Origin of the sequence: Janibacter zhaoxuefangae (assembly GCF_050271985.1) — a bacterium.
Taxonomy (GTDB): Bacteria; Actinomycetota; Actinomycetes; order Actinomycetales; family Dermatophilaceae.
This window is the reverse complement of sequence record NZ_CP189849.1, coordinates 1,280,577-1,295,121: the sequence shown is the minus strand read 5'-3', so window position 1 is coordinate 1,295,121 and position 14,545 is coordinate 1,280,577. Positions and strand designations below refer to the sequence as shown.

The following is a 14,545-nucleotide window of genomic DNA, read 5'->3' as shown; positions in this document are numbered from 1 at the left end:
TGTCGCAACCTTGGATATTTCGCCGATAATCGACATTATGTCAAGTAAGCCTGGTGACGGGGCGGGGATCGCCTCCCCTGTGAAGCAGTTCCGCCTCGGCCTTCGCCAATCCACCGTGTTCGAGCCCGGCCAACGCACTGTGACCACGCCACACCTCGCGTCCACGTTCGCGCACGACGATCCGTAGGTCGCCCGTGAGGTGTTCCAGCGCGCCCGGCGTGTTCCGATGCTCGGCAGGCAACGGCACCGGCAGCACATGCGCGTCCCGTGGGTGTGCCGACGCCTCGATCTCCACCTGCCATCGGCGCGAACGTCCTCGCAGCACCCAGGAACTGTCGCTCACCTGCGCCTGCACGGGCGACGTCCCCGGGTTCCCGAGCCGCAGCACCCGCCCATCGGGCAGGCGGACGACCAGACCGGTCACCTCCGTGTGGATCGGGCCGGCGCTCACCTGGCCCCCGGCGAAGGCCACGCACGCGCCCGTTGCGCCGAAGCCCTGCGCCTGGCCCCACCACCACGCGTCGGGAAACCCCCCTCTCCCCCAGTTCTTCTCCCCATAGAGCTGCGCGTCCCGGAACTCGATGGCGTCGCCCTCGACGACCACCCGGCCGGATGCCGAGCCCCCCAGGAGCCACGGGTGCCAGTACTGGTTGAGCCCGGGCACGGTCTGGAACCAACTCGACCCACCGAAAGGGCGCCGCGGCCAGCGCACGAGGTTGTCCAGGCGCACGTCGACATCGACTCCGGGCATCCGGACGACCACCTGGCGGTCGGTGCCGATGAAGGCGTTCCCGCTGCCGGCCCCCAGGCCGCCAGAATCCGCCCAGGCGCCGTCGAGGGCCGCGGTCACCAACCCGCCGCGGTGAGTGTCATCCGCAGATGAGGCCACCCCGACCGTCGCCCACGCACCCTTCGGTCCTTGGTTCACCCCGATGAGGACGATGACGGTGCGTCCACCGCCGGTGAAGCGCCAGAAGTACCCCTCCATCCCGACGCCATGAGCACGCTCCGGCTGCCCCCATGGAAGGTCGGCCCCCGTGCGCCGATACGTCTCGAGCAGGCGCGCCGTGCTCATGCCTGCCTTCGATGGGATGTCCACCGTCCGAGCCTAACCAGCCGATCACGAATCCGTGCTGGCCCGACGCCCTGCCGTCGTCCGGGAGAATGGCGGGGTGAGTGACCTTCGCGTGCCGACCGGTCCGGGCATCCCGGGCGGCCTCGTCGTGCCGCAGGCCGATCTCACCGAGCGGTTCTCGCGCTCCTCCGGGCCGGGTGGACAGGGTGTCAACACGACCGACTCCCGGGTCCAGCTCTCCCTCGACCTCGCCGCGACCACCGCCCTGACGGCGCGTCAGCGCGACCGTGCGCTGGCCGCCCTGGGCGACCGACTCGTGGGGACGGTCCTCACCATCGACGCCTCCGAGCACCGGTCCCAGCGCCAGAACCGGACGGCCGCCCGCGAGCGTCTCGCGGGGCTCCTTCGTGAGGCCCTCGCTCCCCCGCCGCCGCCCCGGCGAGCCACCCGCCCGACCCGCGGGTCCCAGCGGCGACGGCTGGCGGCCAAGAAGCGCCGCGGTGAGATCAAGGGTCAGCGGTCACGACCCACCACTCACGACTGACACCTTGCACTACTCTCCGGTTATCCATGGCGGATCCCCATGGCAGATGACCTGAGAGAGGCGTCATTGATGCGTGGGAACATCGTCGTGATCGTCATTGCCGCCACGACCGCCCTGAGTGGCTGCACCATCTCCGTCCCGAAGTGGGCCCTGGGCGACGACGTCAAGGTCGAGGTCCAGACGACCGGAGGCGTCCCGCACGCGCCGGGCAAGGTGAGCGCCGACCCGACCGTCGTCAACCTCAAGTCCGACGTGCTCTTCGCCTTCGGCGACACCAGGCTGAGCGGGACGGCCCGGGAGGCGATCACCCGCGTGCTGAAGGACATTCCCCAGGGTGCTCCGGTCCAGGTCGTGGGATACACCGACTCGATCGGTACGAGCGCCGCCAACAAGAAGCTGTCCACGAAGCGCGCACAGGCCGTGGCTGACGCCGTGACCGCCCTGCGTGGTGACCTCGTCCTGGAGGTCATCGGCAAGGGTGAATCCGAGCCGATCGCGGACAACACGCGCAACGGGCAGGACGATCCGCAGGGCCGGGCCAAGAACCGTCGAGTCGAGATCCGCTACGACGAGTGACCGGGGCCGCGCAGCGCCCTACTGGCCGGTCCGACCGTCGACGCACTCGCGCAGCAGATCGGCGTGGCCGCAGTGTCGGGCGTACTCCTCGATGAGGTGGACGATGATGTCCCGCGACTCCACCTCCTCGCCATGCACGTCCACGGGCTCGTCCAGGTCCAGACCCGCGTACACCTCGCGGGCGTGCGCCACCTCGCCGTGCCAGGTGGACCACGCGTCCGCGACGGTGACCTCGTCACCCTGCGCGCCGTGGAAGTCGAGGTCGGGGTCCGCGTCCGTGCGATACAGGCGCGACAGGTCGCCCCGGCCCTCGAGCACCCGGCGCGTCCAGGAGTGCTCGACCCGGGCGAGATGCCGCACGAGGCCGAGCAGCGACATCGTCGACGGCGGCACCGACCGCGTGGCCAGTTGCTCGGGCGTCAGGCCCTCGCACTTCAGCTCGAAGGTCATCCGGTAACGGTCGAGGTACTCGGCGAGGACGGCCCGCTCGCCCCTCCCCTGCGGGATCTCCGTGCGCGGATCGCTGCTCGGGTCGGTCCACAGGCCCTGGTGATTCATGGGCGAAGCCCATCACCCCGGGGCGCCGGTGTCGACCGCATTCTCCGGCGCAGATTCTCCCGCGGGCCTGGTCCACGGCGGGCCGGCCTCGAGCGCCGGTCCCCTTCGGACACCGTTCAGGTGACGTGGTTACGCTGTCGGCGACATGTACGACACGACGTAGTAGGGGGCGGGCATGGGCACGCAGAAGACGACCGGCAGGGAGCGACTGGCCACCGTGAGGGCAGAGCAGGAGCGGGCGGCACGGCAGCGCCGGCTGCTCGGTCTCGTCGCGGGACTCGTCGTCCTCGTCATCGTCGGCGTGCTCGCGATGTGGTTCATCTCCAGAGACACCACCGACAACACCGCGGCCGCCGACGCGGACGCCGTCGCGTCGGCACAGGTCATCGACACCGTGACGTCCCTCCCGGCCGCGACCTTCGACGCCGTCGGGCGCGGCGGCGCGCTCGCCTCCCCCACTCCCCTGTCGGGCTCGGCCGCGCTGACGGAGGACGGCAAACCGCGCGTCCTCTACGTCGGCGCCGAGTTCTGCCCCTTCTGCGCCATGGAGCGGTGGTCGCTCGTCGCCGCACTGTCCCGATTCGGCACCTTCGAAGGGCTCAAGGGCAGCATCTCCAGTTCGGACGAGGGCGAACTCTCCGACATCCAGACCCTGTCCTTTCTCGACGCGACGTACACGAGCGAGCACGTCGCCCTGACGACCTACGAGACGAGCGACCGGGAGCGCGCGCCGCTCCAGACGCTGTCCGGCGAGGACGAGGCCCTCTTCGGCAAGCACAACCCGCAGGGCGGCATCCCGTGGATCGACTGGGGCGGCGATGCCACCAGTGGCGTCGGCTTCGACGGTCGGCTCCTCGTGGGGAAGTCGGCGCAGGACATCGCCTCGGCACTGGAGGACCCGACGTCCGAGATCGCCCAGGCGGTCCTCGGCTCGGCCAACGTCGAGACGGCCCAGATCTGCGCGTTGACCAAGGGCGAGCCGGCGGACGTCTGCGACTCCCCCGGCGTCAAGGCGGCCAGCGGCACCTTCGCCCGGTGAGTGCGGTGCGCCCGAACCGCGTGCCCGATCGGGGCACGCCGCGCCGCCCGGCGTGGCTGGCGCCGACGAGCCTCACGCTGGCCGTCCTCGGCCTGCTCGTCTCCGCCTACCTGACCATCGAGCGGCTGACCTCCTCGACGACGCTCGCCTGCGTGGAGTCGGCCACGATCAACTGCGCCAAGGTGACGTCGAGCTCGTACTCGGCCGTCCTCGGGGTGCCGGTGGCCGTGCTCGGGCTCCTCTACTTCGCCGCCCTCGTCGCCCTGACGCTGCCCGCTGTGTGGCGTCGGGCACCGCGGTCCGTCGACGCCCTCCGCCTGGCCGTCGCGGCCACGGGACTGCCCATGGTGCTCTACCTCGTGTGGGCCGAGTTCTTCCGGATCGGCGCGATCTGCCTGTGGTGCACCGGAGTCCACGTGATCACCTTCGTGCTCCTCGTGGTCCTGCTCGTCGGGGCGATCCTCACCGACCCGCCGGCGACCGAGCCGCTCAGGGCAGACGATCGAGGAGCTCGGCCGGGGTCGTGAGCGTGCCCGTGTAGAACGGCACCTCCTCGCGGACGTGGCGTCGGGTCTCCGAGCCGCGCAGGTGACGCATGAGGTCGACGATGCGGTGCATCTCGTCGGCCTCGAAGGCAAGGATCCACTCGTAGTCACCGAGGGCGAAGCTGGGCACCGTGTTGGCGCGCACGTCCGGGAAGTCGCGCGCCATCTGGCCGTGCTCGGCGAGGAGGCGACGACGCTCGCCGTCCTCGAGCAGGTACCACTCGTAGGACCGGACGAAGGGGTAGACCGCGACGTTCTTGCGGGTCACCTCGTCGGCGAGGAAGGCCGGGATGTGGCTCTTGTTGAACTCGGCCGGGCGGTGCAGCGCCATCTGCGACCAGACGGGCACCGTGCGGCTGCCGAAGGCGGTCCGGCGGAACCGGTTGTAGGCGAGCTGGAGCTGCGCGTGGTCCTCCGCGTGCCACCAGATCATGAGGTCGGCGTCGGCCCGCAGACCCGTGACGTCATAGAGGCCGCGGACGACGACGTCCTGCGTCGCCAGGTCGTCGAAGAGGGCCTGCAACTCCCCCGCCTCCGCCGCGCGGTCGTCCTGCGCCAGCGGCTCCTCGAGGGCGAAGACCGACCACATCGTGTAGCGGATCGTGTCGTTGAGTTCCCGGGTGCGCGCCGCGTTCGTCGTCATGCCTCCATGGTGCCGCAGACCTCCGCCCGGCCCGCCGCGGGGTCGTGCCTGGACCTGCGGAAAATCCGTTGTCGCCGGATCGCGATCGACCTACGCTCGAAGCATCCAAGGAAGGAGGTGGTCCAGGAAATGACGATGTCCCGGACAGGTCAGGTGGTTGCGCGCTAGCGCAATCCGTCGTGTCGGCCGCCTCCGGTGACCGACGTCGGACGTGGTGGCGAATCTCATCGCAGCCACCGCAGCCCGTGGGAGCGCGCATCGTCCACCGCGCCCCGCCCGCCAGGGCGGAACCCACGGGCTGTCCGCTGCCCCGGGCCACCACGGCGACGACCTCGGTAGGTTGAGCCCATGCGCGCACTCGTCAAGACCCGGCCGGGACCCGGCCTGGAACTCATCGATGTCCCCGAGCCCGTTCCCGGCCCCATGGACGTGAAGATCCGCGTCCTGCGAGCCGGCCTCTGTGGCACCGACCTCCACCTCGAGGGATGGGACGACTGGGCCGCCTCCGTCGTGCGGACCCCGCTGGTCGTCGGCCACGAGTTCTACGGCGAGGTCGTCGAGGTCGGCGAGGACGTCACGAACATTTCCCCCGGTCAACGCGCCTCCGGCGAGGGCCACATCGTCTGCAACACCTGCCGCAACTGCCGTGCGGGACGGCGCCACCTGTGCATCAACACGCAGGGCATCGGCGTCAACCGTGACGGCGCGTTCGCCGACTTCGTCGTCCTGCCCGCGACGAACGTCTGGGTCCAGCCCGACGACCTCGACCCCGACCTCGGGGCCGTCTTCGACCCGCTCGGCAACGCGACCCACACGGCGCTCTCCTTCCCCATGGCCGGTGAGGACGTCGTCGTCACCGGCGCCGGCCCGATCGGCGTCATGGCCGTCGCCCTCGCGCGGCACGTCGGGGCCCGCTACATCGCCGTCACGGACATGAGCGACTACCGCCTGTCCCTGGCGAAGGCGGCCGGCGCCGACATCACGATCAACCCCGCCTCCGCGAACCTCGGCGTCGCCATGCGCGACCTCGGTATGAAGGAGGGCTTCGACATCGGCCTCGAGATGTCGGGGGCCCCCAGCGCCGTCGCCGACATGCTCGACCACATGAACCACGGCGGACGGGTCGCGATGCTCGGCCTGCCCAAGGACCCTTTCCCGATCAACTGGGGCAAGGTCATCACCCACATGATCACCATCAAGGGGATCTACGGCCGCGAGATGTACGACACCTGGTACGCGATGAGCTCGATGCTCTCGACGTCGCCCCGACTGCGTGAGGCGGTGACGTCGGTCATCACGCACCGCGTCCCCGCGGAGAACTGGCAGGACGCTTTCGCCGCCGCCCGCTCGGGCGAGGTCGGCAAGGTCATCATGGACTGGAGTTGAGGAGCGACATGTACGCATTCAAGGACGATCTGGCCGCGACCCTGCAGGAGATCCGTGACGCGGGCCTGTTCAAGGACGAGCGCGAGCTGACCTCGCCTCAGCAGGCCCACATCACCACGGCCAAGACCGACGCGATCAACTTCTGCGCCAACAACTACCTCGGCCTCGCCGACCACCCGGACGTGCTCGCCGCGGCGCGGGATGCGTTGCAGGAGTGGGGCTTCGGCATGGCCAGCGTGCGCTTCATCTGTGGCACCCAGGAGCTGCACAAGCGCCTCGAGCGGCAGCTGTCGGACTTCCTCGGCACGGACGACACGATCCTCTACAGCTCCTGCTTCGACGCCAACGGTGGCGTCTTCGAGGTGCTGTTCGGCGCCGAGGACGCGATCATCTCCGACGAGCTCAACCACGCCTCCCTCATCGATGGCATCCGACTGAGCAAGGCCGCCCGCTACCGGTACAGGAACGCCGACATGCCTGACCTCGAGGCTCAGCTCGTCGCCGCGAAGGGCGCCCGCCGCACGGTCATCGTCACCGACGGTGTCTTCTCCATGGACGGCTACCTCGCCCCGCTCGACGCCATCTGCGACCTGGCCGAGCGCTACGGCGCCCTCGTGCTCGTCGACGACTCGCACGCCGTCGGATTCGTCGGCGACGGCGGTCGAGGCACGCCCGAGCACTTCGGTGTCATGGACCGCGTCGACATCATCACCGGCACCCTCGGCAAGGCCCTCGGAGGCGCGTCCGGCGGCTACGTCAGCGCGCACCAGGAGATCGTCGACCTGCTGCGCCAGCGCTCGCGCCCCTACCTCTTCTCCAACGCCGTCGCCCCCTCCGTCGTGGCCGGATCGATGAAGGCCATCGAGATCGCCAGCACGTCCGGTGAGGCCCGCACGCAACTGCGCGCGAACACCGAACTCTTCCGCTCCCTCATGACCGAGGCCGGCTTCGAGCTGCTCCCGGGCGAGCACGCCATCGTCCCCGTCATGTTCCCCGGCGAGGACGGCGCACGCACGGCCGCCGCCGTCGCGGACGAGATGCTCGCGCGCGGCATCTATGTCATCGCCTTCTCCTACCCGGTCGTCCCGGCCGGCAAGGCGCGCATCCGGGTGCAGCTCAGCGCCGCCCACAGCGACGAGGACGTGCGGGCCTGTGTGGCCGCCTTCGTCGACGCCACCGCCGCCGTGCGCGTGGACGCGGTCGACAGCGAGGACCCGGCGTGACCTTCTCGGTCGTCGGCCGTGTCGCCGACACCCACGGCGTGGCCGTGGCCAGCAAGTTCCCCGCGGTCGGCGCCTACGTCCCGGCCACCCGACCCGGCGTCGGAGCCCTCGCCACCCAGGCGGCCGCCAACCTCGCGTGGCGCGCGCAGGGACTGGACCTGCTGACCGAGGGAAGGTCGGCCGACGAGGTCGTCGCCGCCCTCACCGCCGCCGACCCGCAGGCCGCCCACCGCCAGATCGGGATCGTCGGCGCCGACAGCCAGGTGTCCTGGACCGGCCCGGAGTGCATGGACTGGGCCGGCGGCGCCGCCGGCAGGGACGACACCGGCGCCTTCGCGATCCAGGGCAACATCCTCGTCGGCCCCGAGGTGGTCGACGCCATGGTGGCCGCGTGGCACGCGCACGCCTCGGCCCCACTCCCCGACCGTCTCGTGGCCACCCTGCTCGCCGGGGACGGCGCGGGCGGCGACCGCCGTGGTCGGCAGGGTGCGGCGCTCGTCGTGGTCCGCGAGGGCGGCGGCTACGACCAGTGCGGCGTGCTCGCCGACCTGCGCGTGGACGACCACCCTCAAGCCGCGACCGAGTTGGCTCGGCTGCTCACCGTGCAGGACCTCGTCATGGGAGAACCGGAGGACGTCCAGCCGCTGGAGGGCGCACTCGCGCAGGAGGTCGGCGATCGGCTCGCCGCGCTCGGCCACCACGGCGAGGTCGAGGGGGCGCTGTCGACCTGGGCGGGCATCGAGAACCTCGAGATGCGGCTCGTGCCCGGCGGCATCGACGGCAGGGTCCTCGAGGCCCTGCGCGCTACGCTCGCGCCATGACGCAGACCACGGACAGCCAGCCGCCCCGCCGCGAGCGCAAGGTCACCCGCGTGCAGGTGGCGCGGACCGAGCAGCTGACCCCGACGGTGGTCCGTGTCGTCCTCACCGGTGACGAGCTGGCGGACTTCTCCGTCGGCGAGTACACCGACCACTACGTCAAGCTCCTCTTCCCCGACCCTGACGACACCGACCTGCCGGAGCGCCCGCGCGCCTACACGGTCCGTGCCTGGGACACGGCGGCGATGGAGCTCACGCTCGACATCGTCGTCCATGGCGACGAGGGCCTCGCCGGACCCTGGGCATCGGGCGCCCAGCCGGGCGACGAGATCGGCTTCATCGGCCCCGGGGGCGCCTACACCCCCGACGCCACCGCCAACTGGCACCTCCTCGTCGGCGACGAGAGCGCACTGCCGGCGATCGCGGTGGCTCTCGAGCGGATCGCCGAGATCGGCACCGCCGCACCGGTGCACGTCTTCCTCGAGGTCGAGGACGAGAGGGAGCATCAGGAACTCACCCAGCCGGCCGGCGCCAGGATCACCTGGCTGCACCGGGTGGACAGGCCCGAGCACCCGGGAGCGGCCCTCGTGGAGGCGGTCCGCACGCTCACCTTCCCGGAAGGCGCCGTCCACGCCTTCGTTCACGGGGACGCCGACTTCGTCCGGCAGATCCGCCGGCACCTGCGCGTCGACCGGGGCATCGACCTCGACCGGCTCTCGATCTCCGGCTACTGGCGGCGAGGTCGGACCGACGAGGGCTGGCGCTCCGAGAAGCGCGACTGGAACCGCGAGGTGGAGACCGAGGAGCAGGCGATGCTCCAGCAGCAGGCCTGAGCCTGCGCCACCCGTCCCCTCACTGCCTTCCGCGACTCACCCGACGCGACAACGGGGGTCGGTGTCTCACCGTGAGACACCACGGCAAAACTCACTCGAAACGGCTCGGGTCCCCCGACCCGACGCGCACGACCTCCGGCTCGGGACCGGACAGGTCGACGACCGTCGTCGGCTCGATCGGGGAGTCGCCGGCGTCGATGACGATGTCGACGACATGCTCGAGCCGCTCCTTGATTTCCCAACCGTGCGTCGGGGTCTCCTCGTCACCGGGCAGGATGAGCGTGCTCGAGAGGAGCGGCTCCCCGAGCTCGGCGAGCAGCGCCTGGACCACCACGCCCGTGGGGATGCGGACGCCGACGGTCTTCTTCTTGGGGTGCAGCAGGCGGCGCGGCACCTCCTTCGTCGCGGGGAGGATGAAGGTGTACGGACCGGGGGTGGCCGCCTTGACCGCGCGGAAGACCCGGTTGTCGACGTGCACGAACTGCCCGAGCTGGGCGAAGTCCCGGCACATCAGCGTGTAGTGGTGCTTGCCGTCGAGCCGGCGGATGTCGCGGATCCGGTCCTTGATGGTCTGGTCGTCCAGGCGCCCACCGAGGGCGTAGCCGGAGTCCGTCGGATACGCGATCAGGGCGCCACCACGGACGTCCTCGACGATCTTCGCGACGAGGCGGGCCTGCGGATTGACGGGGTGCAGATCGACGTATCGGGCCATGCCTCACCCTATGCCGTGCGGGCGGGGTCAGCCCTCGTCGGCGTGCATGGTGACGGGCGTGCCGAGCTGCACGGTCCGCGAGACGGTGCACAGGCGGTCGTGCGACTGCCGGACCGCCCTCGGGAAGGCCTCGCGCGCGCGGTCGCCGTCGGCACCCTCGGGCCAGCGCACCGTGAAGGTGACCTCGATGTCCTCCATGTGGTTGCCGAGCTCGGCGCTCTTGACCTTCTCCCCCGACGCCTCGACGACGAAGGAGTCGGGCTCGGCCCGACGGCTGGTGATGAAGTCGACGTCGATGGCGCTGCAGCCCGCGATGGCCGTCAGGAGGAGCTCGACGGGCGTGAAGTCGGTGCCCTCTCCCCCACCGAACCGAATCGTCCCGCCGCGCGCGTTGGTGACCTCGTAGCTGGAGTGCTCGAGGCGACGCATCTCGATGCGGCGGCGGCCCGTGCCGGTGCCGCCCGTCTCGGGTGCCGCGGGTGCGTCTCCGGCAGCGGCGCTCTGGTCGTTGGTCTGGTCCGTCATGGCTGGCCCCATCTCTCGCTCAGTGTGCGCACGACCTTCAGGTCACGCGTCGTGAAGGCACCGCCGCCGAGTCGTTCGGCGCGGGCGTTGGTCATCCGCGATGCGTGGGCGCTGACCGTCAGCTCGAGGAGGACGTGCCGATCATCCACCATCGCGAGCCGTTCACCGTCGACATCCCACCCCGCGAAGGCGGCCGCACCCGCGGGCGTGATCGCCTCCTTCGCGAACATCACGTAGCGACGACCGTCGGCCGACAGCAGTGGTGGGATCTCATCCACGGCGCTGGCCAGGGCCCGCATCTCGCGCGGCGAGCGCACCATGGTCGGCACCTCGAAACCGGCCTCGGCCGCGAGCGCACGCTCGATCTCCGCGGCCACCTTCGTCCCACTGCGCAGAGGTGACCCCACCAGCAGGTTGCCCGACTGGATGTGACTCTCGACGTCGGTGAACCCCGCCTCCGAGAGCGCCGCTCGCGCCCGCTCCATCTTCAGCCAGCGTGGCTTGACGTTCACGGCCCGCAGGAGCGCGATGTGACGGGGCATGGGATCCATCCAAGCAGGCACCACCGACCTCCTAGGCTGTGGCCCATGACCGAACCCCAGGGCAGGCTCGTCCTCATCCGTCACGGCCAGACCGAGTGGTCCGCCTCCGGCAAGCACACCGGGATGACCGACATCCCGCTCACGGAGCAGGGCGAGGCCGAAGCACGGGCCCTCGCGAGCCTGCTGACGGGGTACGACTTCGGAGCCGTGCTGTCCTCACCCCTGGTCCGCGCCCGCCGGACGGCCGAACTGGCCGGGCTCATGGCCGAGATCGACGACGACCTGCGCGAGTGGGACTACGGCGGCTACGAGGGCCGCACGACGAAGGAGATCCGCGCCGAGCTCGGCCACGACTGGACCGTCTTCGCCGATGGCGTCGTCCCCGGAGCGACGCCGGGCGAGCTCCTCGAGGAGGTGGCGGCGCGCGCGGCGCGCGTCCTGGCGAAGGTCGCCCCCGTCCTCGCCGAACGCGACGTGGCCCTCGTCGGTCACGGCCACACCTCCCGCATCCTCGCGGCGACCTACCTGCAGCAGCAACCCCGCTTCGCCGGGCAGCTCCTGCTGGACTCGGGCACGATCGGCGTGCTGGAGGTGGAGCGCGAGGTCCCCGCCATCCGGCTGTGGAACCACCGCGCGGACCGCTAGATCGCGATCGCCGGACCTTGGCTCGGACCGCTCAGCTCGGCAGCTCCCAGGTGTGCACGGGCATGTTCTCGTGCATCTGCTCCGTGTAGAGCGCGAGCATCTGGCGCAGCGCCTCGGCCCGGTCGAGACCGCGCTCCTCAAGGCGGCGCACGGCCTCGGTCTGCCACGTGGCGCCGTTGACCCCCTTCGTCGCCCGGCCCTCGATGACGCCGAGGAAGCGATCCCGGACCGCCTGGCTGACGCCCCACTCCTCGAGGCCCCGGTGGGCGATCGGCAGGAGGTGCCGCAGGACGAGCTCGTCGGCGCCCACCTCCCCGAAGCCGGGCCAGTACAGGCGGGCGTCGATGCCGTCGCGGGCGCCGCGGCTGAAGTTCTCCTGGGCCGCCGCGAAACTCAACCGAGTCCACACCGGGCGGTCCTCGGTCGCGAGCACGCGCACCACGCCGTAGTAGAAGGCCGCGTTCGCGAGCGTGTCGACAATGGACGGACCGGCCGGCAGCACCCGGTTCTCGACGCGCAGGTGCGGGCGACCGTCGAGGGTGTCGTAGATGGGCCGGTTCCAGCGATAGACCGTCCCGTTGTGCAGCCGCAGTTCGGACAGCTCCGGGGCTTCGCCGGCGTCGAGCTTGGCCACGGGGTCCTCGTCGCCGACCTCAGCCAGCAGCGCCGGGAAGTAGCGCGAGTTCTCCTCGAAGAGGTCGAAGATCGACGTGATCCAACGTTCGCCGAAAAACACGCGCGGCCGCACGCCCTGGTTCTTCAGCTCGATCGGGCGGGTGTCGGTGGCCTGTTTGAAGAGCTCGATCCGCGTCTCGGCGTGCAGCCGGTGGCCGTAGAAGAACGGTGAGTTCGCCGCGAGCGCCAACTGCGCCGCGCTGATCGCCTGCGCCGCGTTCCAGTGGTCCGCGAACTCGCTCGGCGACACCTGCAGGTGCAGCTGGACGGACGTGCACGCCGACTCGGGCGCGATCGAGTCGGCGTAGGTCGAGACGCGCTCGCCCCCCGGTCCCTCGATGTCCAGATGGATGTCCTCACCGCGGGCCACGAAGATCGAGTCGTTGAGCGCCGTGTAGCGGTTGTTGTCGCTGATCCAGTCCCCGGCGAAGTGCTCCTGTCGCAGGGTCGGGAGGATCCCGATCTGCACGATGTGGGAGCCCAGCTCACGCGCCTTGGCCTCGGCCTGGTTGAGCGAGGTGCGCAGGTCCTGCTCGAGCTCGAGGGCCGCGTCTCCGGGCAACGGTCGCGGGGCGACGTTGAGCTCGATGTTGTACTGCGCGAGCTCGGTCTGGAAGCCCGGGTCCGCGATGGCCTCGAGCACCTGTGCGTTGTGGAAGGACGGCTGGTGCTCCTCGTCGACGAGGTTGAGCTCGATCTCGAGGCCCGTCATGGGGCGGTCGAACTCGAACGAGCTCGAGGCCAGCATCCGCGCGAAGACGTCGAGGTCCTGCTGGACCTTCTCGCGGTAACGCTGACGCTGCTCGCGCGTGTAGCTCTGGGCTTCAACTTCCTTGCCCACGGCAACCCTCCGTCCACTGGCCGACGCACCTGACGCACGTCGTGTTCACAACCAACCACACGAATGGGGCCATCGCCCAGACTTGCCACGTACCGGTCCGGGTCGCGGACGATCTGGCTCCGTCGCGGGTGGATCCGTCACTCGCCGAGCCAAATCGGCAGCGTTGTCAGTGCCCTCTCCTACGTTGGGGTCATGCGGCTGATCCACACCTCCGACTGGCACCTGGGGCGCTCCTTCCACCAGGTCGGGCTGGAGGATGCCCACGCGGCCTTCGCGGACCATCTCGTCGAGACCGTGCGGGCCGAGCACGTCGACGCCGTCCTCGTCTCCGGCGACGTCTACGACCGTGCTCTGCCCGGTCAGGACTCGGTGGCGCTGCTGTCCGACACGCTCATGCGGCTGGCCGACACGGGCGCCCAGATCATCCTCTCCAGCGGGAACCACGACTCCGCGATCCGGCTCGGCTTCGCGGCCGGGCTGCTCGAGCGTTCGGGGGTGCACATTCGTGCCGACGTCCGGGACGTGGGGCGACCGGTCGTGATCGGCGACGTCGCCGTGCACCCACTCCCCTACCTCGAGCCCTCCCAGACGGCCCAGTGGCTCGGCACCGATGACCGCACCCACGCGGGTGTGCTCCGCGCGGCCATGGATCGGGTGCATGCCGACGCTCGGACCCGCGCCGGGCGCACCGTGATCATGGCCCACGCGTTCGTCACCGGCGGCGTCACGAGCGACAGCGAGCGCGACATCTGCGTGGGCGGCGTCAGCGCCGTCTCCCCGAGTGTCTTCGACGGGATCGACTACGCGGCGCTCGGACACCTGCACGGCCGCAAGCAGATCAGCCACAGCGTGCGCTACTCCGGCTCCCCCGTCGCGATGTCGTTCAGCGAGGCCGACCACCTCAAGGGTTCGTGGCTCGTGGACCTCGACGAGAGCGGCGTGCGCAGTGAGTTCGTCGAGGCGCCCGTGCACCGCGGGCTGAGCGTCCTGCGGGGTGGCCTGGACACGCTGCTGGCGGACTCGCGGTTCGCGGGCGCCGAGAACGACTGGTGTCAGGTCACGCTCACGGATGCCGTGCGCCCCCTCGCGGCGATGGACACCATCCGACGCCGCTTCCCGCACACGCTCTCGCTCACCTTCGACCCACAGGGCCTGATCCGGCCCGCCCACAGCTATGCGGCGAAGGTCGAGAGCCGCCCTGATGCCGACCTCTGCTGCGACTTCCTGACCCACGTTCGAGCCGGGCACCCCGCCACCGCCGAGGAACGTGCCCTCATCGAGGACGCCGTCGAGGACGTACGGCTGCGTCGTGCGGAGCGAGCCGGCGAAGGCGACGCCGCTGGCGCGGTGGTAGGTGCCGCGTGA

The 14,545-nt window shown here is 70.6% G+C and carries 17 protein-coding genes; 10 read left to right on the top strand and 7 right to left on the bottom strand.

Annotation, left to right across the window (positions count from 1 at the left end):
• Positions 1-40: 40 nt before the first annotated feature.
• Complete coding sequence (locus tag ACQBAS_RS06100; RefSeq protein WP_427385460.1) at positions 41-1,099, bottom strand: tocopherol cyclase family protein; 1,059 nt, start codon at positions 1,097-1,099, stop codon at positions 41-43.
• 73 nt (positions 1,100-1,172) lie between these two features.
• Here ACQBAS_RS06100 and arfB point away from each other — a divergent pair, with 73 nt between their 5' ends.
• Both arfB and ACQBAS_RS06090 read left to right on the top strand, forming a co-directional pair.
• A complete protein-coding gene (arfB, locus tag ACQBAS_RS06095; protein ID WP_427385459.1) occupies positions 1,173-1,619 on the top strand; it encodes an alternative ribosome rescue aminoacyl-tRNA hydrolase ArfB in 447 nt (148 codons plus the stop codon).
• 69 nt (positions 1,620-1,688) lie between these two features.
• Positions 1,689-2,195 (top strand): OmpA family protein, encoded by a 507-nt coding sequence (locus ACQBAS_RS06090; protein ID WP_427385458.1) that lies wholly within the window; start codon positions 1,689-1,691, stop codon positions 2,193-2,195.
• Between the two features lie 18 nt (positions 2,196-2,213).
• Here the strand turns inward: ACQBAS_RS06090 and ACQBAS_RS06085 are convergent, their stop codons facing one another.
• Positions 2,214-2,753, bottom strand: a complete 540-nt coding sequence (locus ACQBAS_RS06085; protein ID WP_427385457.1) for a DinB family protein — start codon at positions 2,751-2,753, stop codon at positions 2,214-2,216.
• A 175-nt stretch (positions 2,754-2,928) separates the two neighbouring features.
• Between ACQBAS_RS06085 and ACQBAS_RS06080 the strand changes: the two genes are divergently transcribed.
• Positions 2,929-3,792, top strand: coding sequence for a DUF929 family protein (locus ACQBAS_RS06080; RefSeq protein ID WP_427385456.1), 864 nt, complete (start codon positions 2,929-2,931; stop codon positions 3,790-3,792).
• On the top strand, positions 3,789-4,319 hold the full coding sequence (locus ACQBAS_RS06075) for a vitamin K epoxide reductase family protein (protein WP_427385455.1): 531 nt from the start codon (positions 3,789-3,791) through the stop codon (positions 4,317-4,319). The genes ACQBAS_RS06080 and ACQBAS_RS06075 overlap by 4 nt, the downstream gene beginning before the upstream one ends.
• On the opposite strand, the gene hemQ is transcribed toward ACQBAS_RS06075, so the two are convergent.
• On the bottom strand, positions 4,282-4,980 hold the full coding sequence (gene hemQ / locus ACQBAS_RS06070) for a hydrogen peroxide-dependent heme synthase (RefSeq protein ID WP_427385454.1): 699 nt from the start codon (positions 4,978-4,980) through the stop codon (positions 4,282-4,284). The two genes, ACQBAS_RS06075 and hemQ, sit on opposite strands and share 38 nt — an antisense overlap.
• Positions 4,981-5,328: 348 nt before the next feature.
• Here hemQ and tdh point away from each other — a divergent pair, with 348 nt between their 5' ends.
• Genes tdh through ACQBAS_RS06050 form a run of 4 tightly spaced genes read left to right on the top strand, consistent with a single transcriptional unit; the run spans position 5,329 to position 9,240 of the window.
• Positions 5,329-6,366 carry an L-threonine 3-dehydrogenase gene (gene tdh / locus ACQBAS_RS06065; RefSeq protein ID WP_427385453.1) on the top strand — a complete coding sequence of 346 codons (1,038 nt, stop codon included), beginning with the start codon at positions 5,329-5,331 and terminating at the stop codon, positions 6,364-6,366.
• A gap of 8 nt (positions 6,367-6,374) precedes the next feature.
• The gene (locus ACQBAS_RS06060; protein WP_427385452.1) at positions 6,375-7,589 is read left to right on the top strand and encodes a glycine C-acetyltransferase; all 1,215 of its coding nucleotides are present in this window, start codon (positions 6,375-6,377) and stop codon (positions 7,587-7,589) included.
• Positions 7,586-8,410 (top strand): DUF1028 domain-containing protein, encoded by an 825-nt coding sequence (locus ACQBAS_RS06055; protein ID WP_427385451.1) that lies wholly within the window; start codon positions 7,586-7,588, stop codon positions 8,408-8,410. The genes ACQBAS_RS06060 and ACQBAS_RS06055 overlap by 4 nt, the downstream gene beginning before the upstream one ends.
• Positions 8,407-9,240, top strand: a complete 834-nt coding sequence (locus tag ACQBAS_RS06050; protein WP_427385450.1) for a siderophore-interacting protein — start codon at positions 8,407-8,409, stop codon at positions 9,238-9,240. Before ACQBAS_RS06055 ends, ACQBAS_RS06050 begins: the two co-directional genes overlap by 4 nt.
• A 91-nt stretch (positions 9,241-9,331) precedes the next feature.
• On the opposite strand, the gene ACQBAS_RS06045 is transcribed toward ACQBAS_RS06050, so the two are convergent.
• From ACQBAS_RS06045 to ACQBAS_RS06035, 3 genes are read right to left on the bottom strand one after another with little or no spacing between them, the layout of a single operon-like run.
• Positions 9,332-9,952 carry an L-threonylcarbamoyladenylate synthase gene (locus tag ACQBAS_RS06045; RefSeq protein ID WP_427385449.1) on the bottom strand — a complete coding sequence of 207 codons (621 nt, stop codon included), beginning with the start codon at positions 9,950-9,952 and terminating at the stop codon, positions 9,332-9,334.
• A 27-nt stretch (positions 9,953-9,979) separates the two neighbouring features.
• A complete protein-coding gene (locus ACQBAS_RS06040) occupies positions 9,980-10,477 on the bottom strand; it encodes an OsmC family protein (RefSeq protein WP_427385448.1) in 498 nt (165 codons plus the stop codon).
• Entirely contained in the window at positions 10,474-11,019 is a 546-nt protein-coding gene (locus ACQBAS_RS06035; protein WP_427385447.1) for a DUF1697 domain-containing protein, read from the bottom strand. Before ACQBAS_RS06035 ends, ACQBAS_RS06040 begins: the two co-directional genes overlap by 4 nt.
• Positions 11,020-11,064: 45 nt before the next feature.
• On the opposite strand from ACQBAS_RS06035, the gene ACQBAS_RS06030 reads away from it, so the two are divergent.
• Positions 11,065-11,664 carry a histidine phosphatase family protein gene (locus ACQBAS_RS06030; protein WP_427385446.1) on the top strand — a complete coding sequence of 200 codons (600 nt, stop codon included), beginning with the start codon at positions 11,065-11,067 and terminating at the stop codon, positions 11,662-11,664.
• 31 nt (positions 11,665-11,695) lie between these two features.
• Here the strand turns inward: ACQBAS_RS06030 and ACQBAS_RS06025 are convergent, their stop codons facing one another.
• Positions 11,696-13,180 carry a glutamate--cysteine ligase gene (locus ACQBAS_RS06025; protein ID WP_427385445.1) on the bottom strand — a complete coding sequence of 495 codons (1,485 nt, stop codon included), beginning with the start codon at positions 13,178-13,180 and terminating at the stop codon, positions 11,696-11,698.
• A gap of 192 nt (positions 13,181-13,372) precedes the next feature.
• On the opposite strand from ACQBAS_RS06025, the gene ACQBAS_RS06020 reads away from it, so the two are divergent.
• Positions 13,373-14,545, top strand: a complete 1,173-nt coding sequence (locus ACQBAS_RS06020) for an exonuclease SbcCD subunit D (protein WP_427385444.1) — start codon at positions 13,373-13,375, stop codon at positions 14,543-14,545.

What these genes read in the sequence shown, in the direction of transcription:
- ACQBAS_RS06045 (WP_427385449.1), bottom strand. Translation starts at nt 9,952, where the DNA reads ATGGCCCGATACGTCGATCTGCACCCCGTCAATCCGCAGGCCCGCCTC.
- ACQBAS_RS06060 (WP_427385452.1), top strand. Translation starts at nt 6,375, where the DNA reads ATGTACGCATTCAAGGACGATCTGGCCGCGACCCTGCAGGAGATCCGT.
- ACQBAS_RS06040 (WP_427385448.1), bottom strand. Translation starts at nt 10,477, where the DNA reads ATGACGGACCAGACCAACGACCAGAGCGCCGCTGCCGGAGACGCACCC.
- ACQBAS_RS06035 (WP_427385447.1), bottom strand. Translation starts at nt 11,019, where the DNA reads ATGCCCCGTCACATCGCGCTCCTGCGGGCCGTGAACGTCAAGCCACGC.
- ACQBAS_RS06090 (WP_427385458.1), top strand. Translation starts at nt 1,689, where the DNA reads ATGCGTGGGAACATCGTCGTGATCGTCATTGCCGCCACGACCGCCCTG.
- ACQBAS_RS06080 (WP_427385456.1), top strand. Translation starts at nt 2,929, where the DNA reads ATGGGCACGCAGAAGACGACCGGCAGGGAGCGACTGGCCACCGTGAGG.
- tdh (WP_427385453.1), top strand. Translation starts at nt 5,329, where the DNA reads ATGCGCGCACTCGTCAAGACCCGGCCGGGACCCGGCCTGGAACTCATC.
- ACQBAS_RS06020 (WP_427385444.1), top strand. Translation starts at nt 13,373, where the DNA reads ATGCGGCTGATCCACACCTCCGACTGGCACCTGGGGCGCTCCTTCCAC.
- ACQBAS_RS06050 (WP_427385450.1), top strand. Translation starts at nt 8,407, where the DNA reads ATGACGCAGACCACGGACAGCCAGCCGCCCCGCCGCGAGCGCAAGGTC.
- ACQBAS_RS06085 (WP_427385457.1), bottom strand. Translation starts at nt 2,753, where the DNA reads ATGAATCACCAGGGCCTGTGGACCGACCCGAGCAGCGATCCGCGCACG.
- hemQ (WP_427385454.1), bottom strand. Translation starts at nt 4,980, where the DNA reads ATGACGACGAACGCGGCGCGCACCCGGGAACTCAACGACACGATCCGC.
- ACQBAS_RS06030 (WP_427385446.1), top strand. Translation starts at nt 11,065, where the DNA reads ATGACCGAACCCCAGGGCAGGCTCGTCCTCATCCGTCACGGCCAGACC.